At 73.2% G+C, this 15,168-nt stretch carries 15 protein-coding genes; 12 read left to right on the top strand and 3 right to left on the bottom strand.

The annotated features are described in order from the left end of the window. The 4 genes from KUM32_RS35085 to KUM32_RS35070 all read left to right on the top strand — a co-directional run. Nucleotides 1-524, top strand: a 524-nt coding sequence (locus KUM32_RS35085) for a flavodoxin-dependent (E)-4-hydroxy-3-methylbut-2-enyl-diphosphate synthase (protein WP_217145960.1), incomplete at its 5' end; no start/stop codon positions are given. A 109-nt stretch (nt 525-633) separates the two neighbouring features. Further along, nucleotides 634-1,482: a GNAT family N-acetyltransferase gene (locus tag KUM32_RS35080; protein WP_217145959.1), complete on the top strand. Its 849-nt coding sequence runs from the start codon at nt 634-636 to the stop codon at nt 1,480-1,482. A 123-nt stretch (nt 1,483-1,605) separates the two neighbouring features. Beyond that, entirely contained in the window at nt 1,606-2,160 is a 555-nt protein-coding gene (locus KUM32_RS35075) for a GNAT family N-acetyltransferase (RefSeq protein WP_217145958.1), read from the top strand. Between the two features lie 73 nt (nt 2,161-2,233). After that, nucleotides 2,234-3,937 (top strand): proline--tRNA ligase, encoded by a 1,704-nt coding sequence (locus tag KUM32_RS35070; protein WP_217145957.1) that lies wholly within the window; start codon nt 2,234-2,236, stop codon nt 3,935-3,937. A gap of 305 nt (nt 3,938-4,242) precedes the next feature. Here the strand turns inward: KUM32_RS35070 and KUM32_RS35065 are convergent, their stop codons facing one another. The 3 genes from KUM32_RS35065 to KUM32_RS35055 are packed head-to-tail and all read right to left on the bottom strand — an operon-like array spanning nt 4,243 to nt 6,242. Further along, complete coding sequence (locus tag KUM32_RS35065; protein ID WP_217145956.1) at nt 4,243-5,142, bottom strand: aminoglycoside phosphotransferase family protein; 900 nt, start codon at nt 5,140-5,142, stop codon at nt 4,243-4,245. A gap of 39 nt (nt 5,143-5,181) precedes the next feature. Then, a complete protein-coding gene (locus KUM32_RS35060; protein ID WP_217145955.1) occupies nt 5,182-5,712 on the bottom strand; it encodes a ferritin-like domain-containing protein in 531 nt (176 codons plus the stop codon). Continuing rightward, on the bottom strand, nt 5,709-6,242 hold the full coding sequence (locus KUM32_RS35055; protein ID WP_217145954.1) for a hypothetical protein: 534 nt from the start codon (nt 6,240-6,242) through the stop codon (nt 5,709-5,711). The genes KUM32_RS35060 and KUM32_RS35055 overlap by 4 nt, the downstream gene beginning before the upstream one ends. A gap of 229 nt (nt 6,243-6,471) precedes the next feature. On the opposite strand from KUM32_RS35055, the gene rimP reads away from it, so the two are divergent. From rimP to KUM32_RS35015, 8 genes are all read left to right on the top strand, one after another. Then, nucleotides 6,472-7,005, top strand: a complete 534-nt coding sequence (gene rimP, locus KUM32_RS35050; protein WP_217145953.1) for a ribosome maturation factor RimP — start codon at nt 6,472-6,474, stop codon at nt 7,003-7,005. Nucleotides 7,006-7,007: 2 nt separating this feature from the next. Beyond that, nucleotides 7,008-8,006, top strand: a complete 999-nt coding sequence (nusA, locus tag KUM32_RS35045; RefSeq protein WP_217145952.1) for a transcription termination factor NusA — start codon at nt 7,008-7,010, stop codon at nt 8,004-8,006. 136 nt (nt 8,007-8,142) lie between these two features. Further along, a complete protein-coding gene (locus tag KUM32_RS35040) occupies nt 8,143-8,424 on the top strand; it encodes a YlxR family RNase P modulator (RefSeq protein ID WP_217145951.1) in 282 nt (93 codons plus the stop codon). Nucleotides 8,425-8,598: 174 nt separating this feature from the next. Further along, nucleotides 8,599-11,658, top strand: coding sequence for a translation initiation factor IF-2 (gene infB, locus KUM32_RS35035; protein ID WP_217145950.1), 3,060 nt, complete (start codon nt 8,599-8,601; stop codon nt 11,656-11,658). A 189-nt stretch (nt 11,659-11,847) separates the two neighbouring features. Beyond that, on the top strand, nt 11,848-12,141 hold the full coding sequence (locus tag KUM32_RS35030) for a DUF503 domain-containing protein (protein ID WP_217145949.1): 294 nt from the start codon (nt 11,848-11,850) through the stop codon (nt 12,139-12,141). Nucleotides 12,142-12,188: 47 nt separating this feature from the next. Beyond that, entirely contained in the window at nt 12,189-12,671 is a 483-nt protein-coding gene (rbfA, locus tag KUM32_RS35025; RefSeq protein ID WP_217145948.1) for a 30S ribosome-binding factor RbfA, read from the top strand. Then, complete coding sequence (gene truB, locus KUM32_RS35020; RefSeq protein ID WP_217145947.1) at nt 12,668-13,573, top strand: tRNA pseudouridine(55) synthase TruB; 906 nt, start codon at nt 12,668-12,670, stop codon at nt 13,571-13,573. Before rbfA ends, truB begins: the two co-directional genes overlap by 4 nt. A 252-nt stretch (nt 13,574-13,825) precedes the next feature. Further along, a partial coding sequence (locus tag KUM32_RS35015) for a serine protease (RefSeq protein ID WP_254406548.1) occupies nt 13,826-15,168 on the top strand: 1,343 nt, incomplete at its 3' end.

The following is a 15,168-nucleotide window of genomic DNA, read 5'->3' as shown; positions in this document are numbered from 1 at the left end:
CGCTGCACCTCGGTGTCACCGAGGCGGGCCCCGCCTTCCAGGGCACCATCAAGTCGGCCGTCGCCTTCGGCGCCCTGCTCTCCCAGGGCATCGGCGACACCATCCGCGTCTCCCTGTCGGCCCCGCCGGTCGAGGAGATCAAGGTCGGCATCCAGATCCTCGAGTCGCTCAACCTGCGCCAACGGGGCCTGGAGATCGTGTCCTGCCCGTCCTGCGGCCGCGCCCAGGTCGACGTCTACAAGCTGGCCGAGGAGGTCACGGCGGGACTGGAGGGCATGGAGGTCCCGCTGCGCGTCGCCGTCATGGGCTGTGTCGTCAACGGTCCCGGTGAGGCCCGCGAGGCCGACCTCGGTGTCGCCTCCGGCAACGGAAAGGGCCAGATCTTCGTCAAGGGCGAGGTCATCAAGACCGTACCCGAGTCGAAGATCGTGGAGACCCTCATCGAGGAGGCCATGAAGCTGGCCGAGCAGATGGAGAGGGACGGGGTCGCCTCCGGCGAGCCGTCGGTGGCCGTCGCGGGCTGACCGCCGCCCCGCCGCCCGAGCCCGTCACGCCGCCCCCGGGGGGCGGCGCGGCACATTCTCGGCAGGTACAGTGCGGAGATCAGCAGATCTCAGGGTGAGGCCCCCGCACGTGTTGACGCAGACCACCTCCCGCGTGCTCGAACCGAGCGACCTGGACGCCGCGCTCGCCGTCCTCGACCGCGAGCCGGTCGCCAACGCCTTCGTCACCGCCCGGGTGCGGGTCGCCGGCCTCGACCCCTGGCGCCTCGGCGGCGAGATGTGGGGCTGGTACGAGCACGGCATGCTGACGTCCCTGTGCTACGCGGGCGCCAACCTCGTCCCCATCTGCGCCACCCCGCGGGCCGTCCGCGCCTTCGCCGACCGCGCCCGGCGGGCCGGCCGCCGCTGCTCCTCGATCGTCGGCCCCGCCGAGTCCACCGCCCAGCTCTGGCGGCTCCTGGAGCCCGGCTGGGGCCCGGCCCGCGAAGTCCGCACCAGACAGCCCCTCATGGTCACCGACCACATGCCCGCCGACATCGCCCCGGACCCCTGCGTCCGCCGCGTCCGCAAGGACGAGATGGAGCGGATCATGCCGGCCTGTGTGGCGATGTTCACCGAGGAGGTCGGCGTCTCCCCGCTGGCCGGTGACGGCGGACTGCTCTACCAGGCCCGGGTCGCCGAACTCGTCGGAGCCGGGCGCTCGTTCGCCCGCTTCGACGCCGACGGGAACGTCCTCTTCAAGGCCGAGGTCGGCGCCGCCACCGACCGCGCCTGCCAGATCCAGGGCGTCTGGGTGGCCCCCGAGCACCGGGGCAGGGGCCTCGCGGCCCCGGGAATGGCGGCGGTCCTGCGCTACGCCCTGGCCGAGATCGCGCCCGTGGCGAGCCTCTACGTGAACGACTTCAACACGGCGGCGAGAAGGACGTACCGGCGGGTGGGGTTCCAGGAGGCCGGCGCCTTCATGAGCGTCCTGTTCTGACCCCGCCGACGGGCTCCTCCGGCCGCCGGGGACGCGAGGCCCCGAGGGGCGCCGGGAACCGCCCGGCCAGCCACCGGGAACCGGCACCCGCACACGCCGGCGTCCCCCTGTAGGCTCCCCGCCATGGACCTCGTCATCGGCCCCTTGGACCTGTCAGCCCACGTCGACGAGGCCCTCGCCGTCCAAGCCGCCGCCTTCGGCCTCGGCCCCGACGAGGTGGCCGTCCGCCGCCAGATCGTCCTGCGCCACATGACCCACCCCGGTGCCCGCGCCCTCGGCGCCAGTGCTCCCGGAGGGGAACTCGTCGGCTTCGTCTACGGCATGCCCAACGACCGCGCCCACTGGTGGTCCACCGTCGTCGAGCCCTACCTCCGCGCCCAGGGCAACGACGCCTGGCTCGACGACTCCTTCGTCATCACCGAGCTCCACGTCCACCCGGCCCACCAGAACCGGGGGGCGGGCCGCGCCCTGATCACCACGATCACCGACAGCGCCGCCGAACCCCGCTCGATCCTCTCCGCGATCGACACCGAGAGCCCCGCCCGCGGCCTCTACCGCTCCCTCGGCTACCACGACCTCGCCCGCCAGGTCCTCTTCCCCAGCGCCCCCAGGCCGTACGCCGTGATGGGCGCCACCCTCCCGCTGCGGCGGCCCCGGCGGGGCCCCGCCGCGCGATAACCGATTTCCGCCGGGATGGACCGCCCCGCTAACCTCCTGGCATCACCCTTACGCAGCAGGAGATACGAGAACCATGGCCAACGCACCGGTCCAGCGCATGTCGAAGTTGATGGCGAAGACGCTGCGCGACGACCCGGCGGACGCCGAGGTCCTCAGCCACAAGCTGCTGGTCCGCGCCGGCTACGTGCGCCGCACCGCCGCCGGCCTCTGGAGCTGGCTGCCGCTCGGCAAGAAGGTCCTCGGCAACATCGAGCGCATCGTCCGCGAGGAGATGGACGCCATCGGCGCTCAGGAGGTCCAGCTCCCCGCCCTGCTGCCGCGCGAGCCGTACGAGGCCACCGGCCGCTGGGAGGAGTACGGCCCCGAGCTGTTCCGCCTCCAGGACCGCAAGGGCGGCGACTACCTCCTCGGCCCCACCCACGAGGAGATCTTCACCCTGCTGGTGAAGGACCAGGCGTCCTCCTACAAGGACCTGCCGGTCATCCTCTACCAGATCCAGAACAAGTACCGCGACGAGGCCCGCCCCCGGGCCGGCATCCTGCGCGGCCGCGAGTTCCTGATGAAGGACTCCTACTCCTTCGACGTCGCCGACGAGGGCCTCGCCGAGTCCTACGCCCTGCACCGCGCCGCCTACCAGCGCATCTTCGAGCGCCTCGGCCTCGACTACCGCATCTGCGCGGCCACCGCCGGCGCGATGGGCGGCTCGAAGTCCGAGGAGTTCCTCGCCCCGGCCGAGGCCGGCGAGGACACCTTCGCGGACTGCCCGAACTGCGACTTCGCCGCCAACACCGAGGCGATCACCTACGCGCTGAAGCCGGTGGACGCGGCCGGCCTGCCCGCCGCGGAGGACATCCCGACCCCCGACACCCCGACCATCGAGACCCTCGCCGCCTCCCTCGGCGTCCCGGCCTCCGCCACGCTGAAGAACCTGCTCGTCAAGGTCGACGGTGAGATCGTCGCCGTGGGCGTCCCCGGTGACCGCGAGGTCGACATGGACAAGGTCGAGGCGCACTTCGCCCCGGCCGCCGTCGAACTGGTCACCGCCGAGGACTTCGTGGGCCGCCCCGACCTGGTCCGCGGCTACGTCGGTCCGCAGGGCCTGGGCGAGAAGGTGAAGTACATCGCCGACCCGCGGGTGGCGCCGGGCACGGCGTGGATCACGGGCGCCAACAAGGAGCACACGCACGCGAAGAACGTCGTCGCGGGCCGTGACTTCGAGGTGGACGAGTACGTCGACGTCGTCGTGGTCCGGGAGGGCGACCCCTGCCCGAAGTGCGGCACCGGTCTCAAGCTGGACCGCGCCATCGAGATCGGCCACATCTTCCAGCTGGGCCGCAAGTACACCGACGCCCTCAAGCTCGACGTCCTCGGCCAGAACGGCAAGCCCGCCCGCGTGACCATGGGCTCCTACGGCATCGGCGTCTCCCGCGCGGTCGCCGCCCTCGCCGAGCAGCACGCCGACGAGAAGGGCCTCGTCTGGTCCAAGGAGGTCGCCCCGGCCGACGTCCACGTCGTCGCCGCGGGCAAGGCCCTCCAGACCGAGCTGGCCCTGGAGGTCTCCGACAAGCTGGCCGCCGCCGGCGTCCGCGTCCTGGTCGACGACCGGGCCGGGGTCTCCCCGGGCGTGAAGTTCACGGACGCCGAGCTCATCGGCGTACCCCAGATCCTGGTCGCCGGACGCCGTTCCGCCGAAGGCGTGGTCGAACTGAAGGACCGTCGCACCGGCGAGCGCGAGGAGCTGACGGTCGAGGAAGCCATCAGCCGCCTCACGGCCTGACACCCGGCACCGCGGGGGCGCCCACGTCCGACGGGCGCCCCCGCGGCGTACGACGACGCCCCGTGCCCGACCCTCGGCCCTGCGCCGCTCTCCACCCCGCGCCGCCCTGCGTCACCGACCCCGCGGGCCCCGTGGACCCCGTGGGCCAGTGGTCCTTGGTCCCCGGTCGGCGGGGCGTGAGGTGGGGCCGGGCAGGGCGCGAGGGAATCGCCGTCCCGTGACGCGAACGCCGGCGGCAGTGTGCCGACCGGTGGGGTGCCGACCGGTGGGGTGCCGAGGTCACAGCCGGTGGGCGCCGCCGTGTCCTACAGCCAGCCCGCGAACTCCAGCAGCAGCTCCGCGTCCCGCTCCCGGCCCACCCGGCGGGCCCGCACGCCCGACTCGACCGCGCGGAACAGGGTCCAGCCGCGCAGCCGCTCCTGATCGACCTCCAGCGACTCCGCGAGCCGCTTGACGCGGCGCCGGGTCGTCGAGGCGCCCGACGGCTGGGCGATGAGGTCCTCCACCCGGTCCCGCACCAGCCGCGCGAGGTCGAAGGCGCTCTCACCGACCACCGGATCGGGGCCCACGGCGAGCCACGGCATCCGGTCCCCGGCGAGCACCTTGCTCTGCCGGAAGGTGCCGTGCAGAAGCCGCTGCTCGGGCGGCGCGGCCAGCAGCACCTCACGGGCGGCGAGCGCCGCGTCGACCAGCGGCGCCACCTCCGGGTCGGCCGCCGCGCCCGCCCGCATGGCATCGGCCTGCCGCCCGGTGCGCTCGGCCACGGTCTCGAAGGGGTGCCCGGCGGGCGGCTCCACCCACAGCCGCCGCAACGTGCCCGCGGCCTCCAGCAACGCCTTCGACTCCGGCAGCGACCGCACCGACACGTCAGGGTGCAGCCGCTCCAGCAGCAGGACGCCCTCCACGGCGTCCCCGCCGAGCAGCTGTACGGCACCCAGCCCGCCCCAGTGGGCCAGCGCGGCCCGCTCACTCTCCGGACGCGCCCGGCGCGGAGCCAGCTTCAGCACCGCGAGCGTCCCGTCGGCCGTCCGCACCAGGACCACCAGGCTGCTGCGTCCACCGGGCACCTGCACCCGCTCCACCGTCAACCCGCGCAGCGCCACGGCCCGCTCCGCCGTTTCCGGCAGCTTCTCCAGCCAGTCGTCACCGACCGGTGCCGTCTCACCGAGCGCCCTGACCAGACGCCGCGGCGGTTCGAAAGCCATGCGCGAGCCGTTCCCTTCCCGTACGGGCAGCCGTACGTGTCACGCGGTCGGTGCCGCCGGAGCAGAAGCCGGGCCGGACGCCGGGTCCGCGGCGGAGTCCGACGCCGCGTCCGACGCCGCGTCCGGCGTCGACGGGCTGCCGGACCGCTCGGCGAGCCCAGGGAAGGCTACGCTCCCGCCCCGCCAGCGCACCGCCCGGACCGCCGCCTCCCGCAGCGCCCCGGCCGCCGCGGCCCGCCGGCCGCCCCCGGCCGCCCGCACCAGGTCGGAGCAGACCCCGGCCACCCGGTCCTCCAGCTCGGCCGCCAGCCGCACCGCCGCGGCCGAGTCCGGCACCGGGAAGGGCAGGGCGTACCCGGCCGCCGCGGCGACCGGTTCGCCGCCGAGGTCGCGGACCTGGCGTGCCAGCGCGTCCCGCCGCGCCCGGTGGGCGTCGTACGCCGCCCGTGCCTCGGTGCGCCGTTCCTCGCCGATCCGTCCCCCGACGACCCCGTAGCCGTACACGGCCGCGTGCTCCGCCGCCAGCGCCGCCTGGAGGGCGTCCAGCTCCCGGTCCTCCGCCTCGCTCACCCGTCACCCTCCGTCAGTAGGAACACGTGCGCCGCCCCGGCCGCCGCCACCGAGGCCAGCAGCCGCGCCAGTTCGCCCGGCACCTCCAGCAGCGCCGCGGCCCGCCGGTCGGCCAGCTCCCGCTCGGCGGCGGCGAGCAGGGCCAGGGCGTCCTTCTCGGTCGCCGGTACGACACCGGAGCCGTCCCCCGGCCCCGCGGCCCGCGCGGAGACCGACGGCGACGTCTTCGGGGCGGCCGTCCCTTCGGCACCGAACGCCTCCGCGTGCCGTACGGCGGCCTCGCGCAACGGCGCGAGCCGCGCCGCCAGCCCCGGATGCGCGGCGATCACCGCCGCGTAGCGCCCGGCCAGCGCCTCGCTGTCCCGTGCCGCACGCGCGCGTGCCCGGTCGGCGACCGACGGGCTGCCGCCCTCGCCGCCGGAGTCCGAGCCGCCGGAACAGCCGACGAGCAGCGCGGCACCGGCGGCCGACGCGAGCAGGCTCCTTCTGCGCGGCCCCGAGGGCAGGCGCGGCGATGAGGCAAACGACACGGCAGACGTCCTCGACAGGCTCGTACGGAAGCGGCGGCAAAGCGACGGGCGACGCGGCGGGAACCCGCGGAGCGGCCTGCCCGTGATCACGGTACCCGGGCCCCGGCCGGGCACCACTCATCGGCACCGCCGGGCCGGGGTGGACGGCAACACCCCCCGGGACCGGATACCCTTTGACCAGACACGCGACCCATCCCACAACAGCACACGCGGCCGAGGAGTCACCCGGATGAGCACCACCCACAGCGAGAGGCTGCGAGAGCTGCTGGAGCCGCTCGTCGCCTCCCAGGGCCTGGACCTCGAAGAGATCGCGGTGGACTCGGTCGGCCGCAAGCGTGTGCTGCGTGTCGTCGTCGACTCCGACACCGGGGCGGACCTGGACCGGATCGCCGATGTGAGCCGTGCGCTCTCGGCGAAGCTCGACGAGAGCGACGCGATGGGCGAGGGGGAGTACACCCTCGAGGTCGGCACCCCGGGAGCGGAGCGCTCCCTCACCGAACACCGCCACTACGTGCGCGCCACGGACCGCCTGGTCCGGTTCCAGCTCCACGAGGGCGGCGAACTGGTCGCCCGCATCCTCGGCGTGGACGAGGACGGGCTCGACGTCGAGGTGCCCGGCGTGAAGGGCCGCAAGGCCACCACCCGCAGACTCGCCTTCGGTGACATCGACAAGGCACGCGTCCAGGTCGAGTTCAACCGCAAGGACGACAGCGACAAGAACAACAAGAACAACAAGAACACAACGGAAGAGGAGGAGGCGTAGCCGTGGACATCGACATGAGCGCCCTGCGGGGCTTGGTGCGGGAGAAGGAGATCTCCTTCGGCCTGCTGGTCGAAGCGATCGAGTCGGCCCTCCTCATCGCCTACCACCGCACCGAGGGAAGCCGCCGGCACGCGCGCGTGGAGCTCAACCGGGAGACCGGACATGTGACCGTGTGGGCGAAGGAGGACCCCGACGACCTCGAAGAGGGCCAGGCGGCCCGCGAGTTCGACGACACCCCGTCCGACTTCGGCCGTATCGCCGCCACCACCGCCAAGCAGGTCATCCTGCAGCGGCTGCGCGACGCCGAGGACGACGCGACGCTCGGCGAGTACGCCGGCCGCGAGGGCGACATCGTCACCGGCGTGGTCCAGCAGGGCCGTGACCCGAAGAACGTGCTGGTCGACATCGGCAAGCTCGAGGCCATCCTGCCGGTGCAGGAGCAGGTGCCGGGCGAGACCTACCCGCACGGCATGCGACTGCGCTCGTACGTCGTCCGCGTCGCCAAGGGCGTCCGCGGTCCGTCCGTGACGCTCTCCCGCACGCACCCCAACCTGGTGAAGAAGCTGTTCGCCCTGGAGGTGCCGGAGATCGCCGACGGGTCCGTCGAGATCTCCGCGATCGCCCGCGAGGCCGGCCATCGGACGAAGATCGCCGTGCGCTCCACCCGCTCGGGCCTGAACGCCAAGGGCGCCTGCATCGGCCCCATGGGCGGCCGGGTGCGCAATGTGATGGGCGAGCTGAACGGCGAGAAGATCGACATCGTCGACTGGTCGGACGACCCGGCCGAGATGGTGGCGAACGCGCTCTCCCCGGCCCGCGTCTCCAAGGTGGAGATCGTGGACCTGTCGGCCCGCTCCGCACGGGTGATCGTGCCCGATTACCAGCTGTCGCTGGCGATCGGCAAGGAAGGGCAGAACGCCCGGCTCGCGGCCCGGCTGACCGGCTGGCGGATCGACATCCGGCCGGACACGGAGCAGCCGTCCGAGCGGCCGACGGAGTAGGGCGGCCCGGGGCACGACCCTGCACGGGGAATAGATCCAAGCCGTACGGCGCTGAGATCACGACAGCTTCGCGTGCGGCATGCGTTCGATTCTTGCCCCCAAGGGGTGAGGTCGGTCCGGGGAGGTAGACTTAGGAGTGTCTGGCCGGACACGTGACGGAGTATGCCCTGAGCGCACCTGCGTGGGGTGCCGGAAGCGAGCGGTCAAGAGTGAGCTGCTGCGCACTGTGGCGCTCGAGGATGCGTGCGTCCCCGATCCACGCGGTACGCTGCCCGGCCGGGGTGCTTATGTGCACCCCGCGCCGGTCTGTGTCGACCAGGCAGTGCGCCGCAAGGCGTTCCCGCGGGCGCTCCGCGTCCCGGGTCCGCTCGACGTAAAGGCGTTGCGCCACTACGTCGAGCAGGCACAAGGTTGCTGACAGCAGCATGTAGGCAACGTGGTAAGGAAGACGTGCCGCGCGGAACCCCGTGCGGCCTGGTACCTCGCGAGTCGAAAGCAGGTCGAGATTGCGATGAGCACTCGATGAGTACGCGATGAGTACGCCCATGAACTAGCGACGGTCCGGACGCAACCCGGACCTCAGAGGAGCGAAGTGGCTAAGGTCCGGGTCTACGAACTCGCCAAGGAGTTCGGTGTCGAGAGCAAGGTCGTCATGGCCAAGCTCCAGGAACTCGGTGAATTCGTCCGTTCGGCGTCTTCGACGATCGAAGCGCCCGTAGTACGCAAGCTGACGGACGCCTTCCAGCAAGGCAGTGGCAACGGCCGGTCCGCCGGTCGCCCGGCGGCCCCCAAGAAGGCCGCCCCCAGGCCCGCCGCGCCGTCCCCGGCGCAGGCGGCACGTCCGGCTGCCCCGCGGCCGCCGGCCGCACCCAAGCCCCCGGCTGCCCAGCAGCCCGCGGCTCCGTCGGCCCCCGCGCCGGCTCCGTCCCAGGGTCCGCGTCCGACGCCGGGCCCGAAGCCCGCGCCGCGTCCGGCCCCGGCCGCGCCGGAGTTCACCGCTCCGCCGTCGGCTCCGGCCGCCTCGGCCCCGGCTCCGGCTCCGGCCGGACCGAAGCCCGGTGCGCGTCCCGGTGCCCCCAAGCCCGGCGGCCGTCCCACCGGCCCCGGCCAGGACCGCGGTCAGCAGGGCGGCCAGGGCCGTCCCGGTGGCCAGCGCCCCGGCGCCCCGGCGCAGCGTCCCGGTGGCCGCCCCGGCGGCCCGCGTCCGGGTAACAACCCCTTCACCTCCGGCGGCAACGCCGGCATGGCGCGCCCGCAGGCGCCCCGCCCGCAGGGCGGGCCCCGGCCCGGCGGCCCCGGTGCCCCCGGCGCCGGTCCCCGTCCGCAGGCTCCCGGCGGCCAGGGCGGCGGTCCTCGTCCCCAGGCTCCGGGCGGCAACCGCCCGACCCCGGGCTCGATGCCGCGTCCGCAGGGCGGCCAGGGCGGTCCCCGTCCCGGTGGTCCGCGTCCCAACCCGGGCATGATGCCGCAGCGTCCCGCTGCCGGTCCCCGTCCCGGCGGTGGCCCCGGCGGTCGCGGTCCGGCCGGTGCCGGTCGCCCCGGCGGCGGTCGTCCGGGCGGCGGCGGCGGTTTCGCCGGTCGTCCCGGTGGCGGCGGTGGCGGCGGTCGTCCCGGTGGCGGCGGCGGTTTCGCCGGTCGTCCCGGTGGTGGCGGCGGCGGCTTCGGTGGCGGCGGTGGCCGTCCCGGCTTCGGTGGTCGTCCCGGTGGTCCGGGTGGCCGTGGTGGCACGCAGGGCGCCTTCGGCCGTCCCGGCGGCCCCGCGCGTCGCGGTCGCAAGTCGAAGCGACAGAGGCGCCAGGAGTACGAGGCCATGCAGGCCCCGTCGGTCGGCGGCGTGATGCTGCCTCGCGGCAACGGCGAGACCATTCGCCTGTCGCGCGGTGCGTCGCTCACCGACTTCGCGGAGAAGATCAACGCCAACCCGGCGTCGCTCGTCGCGGTCATGATGAACCTCGGCGAGATGGTCACCGCGACCCAGTCCGTCTCCGACGAGACGCTCCAGCTCCTCGCCGGCGAGATGAACTACACGGTTCAGATCGTCAGCCCGGAGGAGGAGGACCGCGAGCTGCTCGAGTCCTTCGACCTGGAGTTCGGCGAGGACGAGGGCTCCGAGGAGGACCTGGTCGTCCGTCCGCCGGTGGTCACCGTCATGGGTCACGTCGACCACGGTAAGACGCGACTGCTCGACGCCATCCGCAAGACGAACGTCATCGCGGGCGAGGCCGGCGGCATCACCCAGCACATCGGTGCCTACCAGGTCGCGACCGAGGTCAACGACGAAGAGCGCAAGATCACCTTCATCGACACCCCGGGTCACGAGGCGTTCACCGCCATGCGTGCCCGTGGTGCCCGGTCGACCGACATCGCGATCCTGGTCGTCGCGGCCAACGACGGCGTCATGCCGCAGACGGTCGAGGCGCTCAACCACGCCAAGGCGGCCGACGTCCCGATCGTCGTCGCGGTCAACAAGATCGACGTCGAGGGTGCCGACCCGACCAAGGTGCGCGGTCAGCTGACCGAGTACGGCCTGGTGGCCGAGGAGTACGGCGGCGACACGATGTTCGTCGACATCTCCGCCAAGCAGGGTCTGCACATCGACTCGCTGCTGGAGGCCGTGGTCCTCACGGCCGACGCCTCGCTCGACCTGCGGGCCAACCCGCACCAGGACGCGCAGGGCATCTCGATCGAGTCCCGTCTCGACCGCGGCCGCGGTGCCGTGGCGACGGTCCTCGTGCAGCGAGGCACCCTGCGGGTCGGCGACACGATGGTGGTGGGCGACGCCTACGGCCGTGTCCGCGCCATGCTCGACGACAACGGCAACAACGTCGCCGAGGCGGGTCCGTCGACGCCGGTCCAGGTCCTGGGCCTGACCAACGTCCCGGGCGCCGGTGACAACTTCATCGTGGTCGAGGAGGACCGTACGGCCCGCCAGATCGCGGAGAAGCGCGCCGCCCGCGAGCGGAACGCCGCGTTCGCCAAGCGCACGCGCCGCGTGTCGCTGGAGGACCTGGACAAGGTGCTGAAGGCCGGCGAGGTCCAGCAGCTGAACCTGATCATCAAGGGCGACGCGTCCGGATCGGTCGAGGCTCTGGAGTCCTCCCTGCTCCAGCTGGACGTCGGCGAAGAGGTCGACATCCGCGTCCTGCACCGCGGCGTCGGTGCGGTCACGGAGTCCGACATCGACCTGGCGATGGGCTCCGACGCCATCGTGATCGGCTTCAACGTGCGCGCCGCCGGGCGTGCCGCGCAGATGGCCGAGCGCGAGGGTGTGGACGTCCGGTACTACTCGGTCATCTACCAGGCGATCGAGGAGATCGAGGCGGCCCTCAAGGGCATGCTCAAGCCGGAGTACGAAGAGGTCGAGCTCGGCACGGCGGAGATCCGCGAGGTCTTCCGCTCGTCCAAGCTGGGCAACATCGCGGGTGTTCTCATCCGCTCCGGCGAGGTCAAGCGCAACACCAAGGCGCGCCTCCTGCGCGATGGCAAGGTCATCGCGGAGAACCTCAACATCGAGGGTCTGCGTCGCTTCAAGGACGACGTCACCGAGATCCGCGAAGGCTTCGAGGGCGGTATCAACCTCGGAAACTTCAACGACATCAAGGTCGACGACGTCATCGCGACGTACGAGATGCGCGAGAAGCCGCGGGTGTGACACACCACGGCTCCGGCCGGCCGACGGGACCCGTCCCGTCGGCCGGCCGGCCGCTGTCTGCGGCACCCCGCGGCCGACGGAGAAACCCCGTCGAGCCTTCGGCGGGATCGGGGTACCGTTCTTGATGTCCCTGTCCACACCGATGGCAGGGCCATCGATCCCGTGCCGGCGGGTCATCCGGATACACACATGTACGTGGGGACGCTGTCCTTCGACCTCCTCCTCGGCGACGTACGGTCGCTGAAGGAGAAGCGCTCCGTCGTCCGCCCCATCGTCGCCGAACTCCAGCGGAAGTACTCCGTGAGCGCGGCAGAGGTGGAGAACATGGACCTTCACCGGCGAGCCGGCATCGGCATCGCCATGGTCTCCGCGGACGCGGCGCACCTGACCGACGTACTCGACCGGTGCGAACGGCTGGTCGCCGCCCGTCCCGAGGTGGAACTGCTGTCCGTCAGGCGGCGCTTCCACGGCGAGGACGACTGACTTCCCCAGCCCAAGAACAGAGACAGGAAAGAACGGGAGACGGACCAGTGGCCGACAACGCGCGGGCGAAAAGGCTGGCGGACCTCATCCGAGAGGTGGTGGCCCAGAAGCTGCAGCGCGGGATCAAGGACCCGCGGCTCGGCTCGCACGTCACCATCACGGACACCCGGGTCACGGGTGACCTGCGGGAGGCGACCGTCTTCTACACGGTGTACGGGGACGACGAGGAGCGCCAGGCCGCCTCCGCGGGGCTGGAGAGCGCCAAGGGGATCCTGCGCTCCGAGGTCGGCAGGGCGGCCGGCGTGAAGTTCACGCCGACCCTGACCTTCGTCATGGACGCCCTCCCGGACACCGCCCGGAACATCGAGGACCTCCTCGACAAGGCGCGCCAGTCCGACGCGAAGGTGCGCGAGGCGTCCGCGGGCGCCGCGTACGCCGGCGAGGCGGACCCGTACCGGAAGCCGGGCGAGTACGAAGACGAGGCCGCCGAGGCCGCCGAGGCCGACGAGACGGACGACACCGCTAAATGACCGACAAGCACCCCACGCCCGACGGCCTCGTCATCGTCGACAAGCCGTCGGGCTTCACTTCGCACGACGTCGTCGCCAAGATGCGGGGCATCGCCCGGACGCGGCGCGTCGGGCACGCGGGCACGCTCGACCCGATGGCGACGGGTGTCCTGGTCCTCGGTGTGGAGCGGGCGACCAAGCTCCTCGGGCACCTCGCCCTCACCGAGAAGGAGTACCTGGGCACCATCAGGCTCGGGCAGACGACGCCGACCGACGATGCCGAGGGCGAGATCACGGGGTCGGCCGACGCCTCGAAGGTCACCCGGGAAGCCATCGACGCCGCCGTCTCCAAACTGACCGGCGACATCATGCAGGTGCCGTCCAAGGTCAGTGCCATCAAGATCAACGGAGTGCGCTCCTACAAGCGGGCGCGCGAGGGCGAGGAGTTCGACATCCCCGCCCGCCCCGTCACCGTCTCCTCCTTCGCGGTGTACGACGTCCGGGACGCCGTCGCCGAGGACGGCACCCCGGTGCTGGACCTGGTGGTGTCGGTGGTCTGCTCCTCCGGCACCTACATCCGTGCCCTGGCCCGTGACCTGGGTGCCGATCTCGGCGTCGGCGGCCACCTGACCGCGCTGCGCCGCACCCGCGTCGGGCCGTACAAGCTGGACGCCGCCAGGACGCTGGACCAGCTCCAGCAGGAGCTGACCGTCATGCCGATCGCTGAGGCGGCCACCGCCGCCTTCCCGCGCTGGGACGTGGACGCCAGGCGGGCCCGGCTCCTCACCAACGGCGTACGCCTGGAGATGCCCGACGCGTACGCGGGCGCCGGTGCCGTCGCCGTCTTCGACCCCGAGGGCCGCTTCCTCGCGCTCGTGGAGGAGAGCAGGGGCAGGACGAAGAGCCTGGCCGTCTTCGGCTGAGCCGGCACCCCGACCGGCTCCGTCCGTGGAGCGGCGACCACGGGGAACTCCGCTGTCGCCGCTCCACGGCCCCCCTCGGTTCCCCCACCCTAGGGTGTATCCAACCTTCGCCGTCTGTTCACCCGTCCGGGCGGGCGCTCGGAGTGAACCGGGGGAGCGGAAGGGGGCGCGTTCGCCGCGGGATCGCTTCCGCTGATCATCACGCCCTACCGTCGAACGCACAGCACGGGTGTACGGCGGGGAGGCTCGACGATGGCGTCGCGGAACCGGTCACGGGAGGCGGCGGGCGGCAGGGTGGGACAGTGGTCCGGTGACGGCTTCCAGGGCGCGTGCGCCGGGCCGCAGCCGGGCGGGGCGGACGAGCCGGCGGGGTGCGCCCCCGACGACGCCCTGGTCCGTGTCCACGACCTGGCCGGCCGCCCCCGGGGCACGGGGTTCGCCGCCGACCACCAGGGCACGGTGATCACCAGTCACGAAGCGGTCGACGGCCTGCCCCGGCTCGTCCTGCGCACCGCCGGGGACCGCCGCCGCGTCGTGGCCGCCGCCGACGTGACTGCGCTGCCCGCCCTCGGCCTGGCTCTCGTACGCACCGACGGCCTCGGCCTCGAACCGCTGCCCGTCGCCGCGCGGGGCCGCATCGAGGCCGGTACGTACGTCAAGATCCCCGCCGGCGGCTGGCGCGAGGCCCGTGTCCTCGGTGTCACGGACGTCACCTACACGGCCACCGACCGCTTCCACTCCCTCGGCGGCGCCATGGAGCTGGCGGTCGGCATGTCAGGGCGGGACGCGCTGCGGCTGGGCGGCGGCGCGGCCGGCGGCCCCGTGCTCGACGTCGCGACCGGCGCCGTGCTCGGCGTGTTGGGCACCGCCCTGAGCTCCGGACACAGCGACGTGGGCTTCGCCGTGCCGCTTCCTGCGGCCCCCGGCCCCCTCGCCGACCTGCTCGCCGAGAACGCGGCGACGGTCCCGGCCTACGGCACCGACCTCAACCTGGCCGGCGTACTCGCCCTCACGGCGACCTCGGTGGGGCAGGACGGTCCGCCGGAGGCACCGCCCGGATCCGCCGGTGCGGTGGAGCCGGTCGAACGAACGGACACCGCGCGTGAGTTCGCCGCCTTCAGCGAGAGCCGGGCACGTGTCCTCGGGCTCGTCGGCGCGCCCGGCAGCGGCCGTACGACCGAGCTGTCGGCACTGGCCGCCCGCCGCTCGCGGGGTCCGGCACCAGCGCCCACGCTCTGGCTGCGCGGCGCCGATCTGTGCGACGACGACATGTCGCTGGCGGACGCGGCACGCAGGACACTCGCCCGCGCCGCCCGCATCGTGGCCGCCTCCGGCCGCTCCGGCCCCGCCGGCCCGGGCGACATCAGCCCGGAACGCCTCGCCCGCACCGCGGGCCGGCCCCTCCTGCTCCTTCTCGACGGCCCCGAGGAGATGCCGCCCGTCCTGGCCCACCGCCTCCCCGAGTGGACCGAGTCCACGGCGGCCTGGCTGCGGGAGACGGGGGCACGCCTCGTGGTGGCGTGCCGGGCGGAGTACTGGGAGCGGGCGGGGGCGGAGTTCCCGCGCGAGCTGCTGTACGGGGCGGTGGCGGGCGA

The sequence above is a fragment of the Streptomyces sp. AC627_RSS907 genome, assembly GCF_019049165.1.
This window is presented reverse-complemented; position numbering and strand designations above follow the sequence as displayed.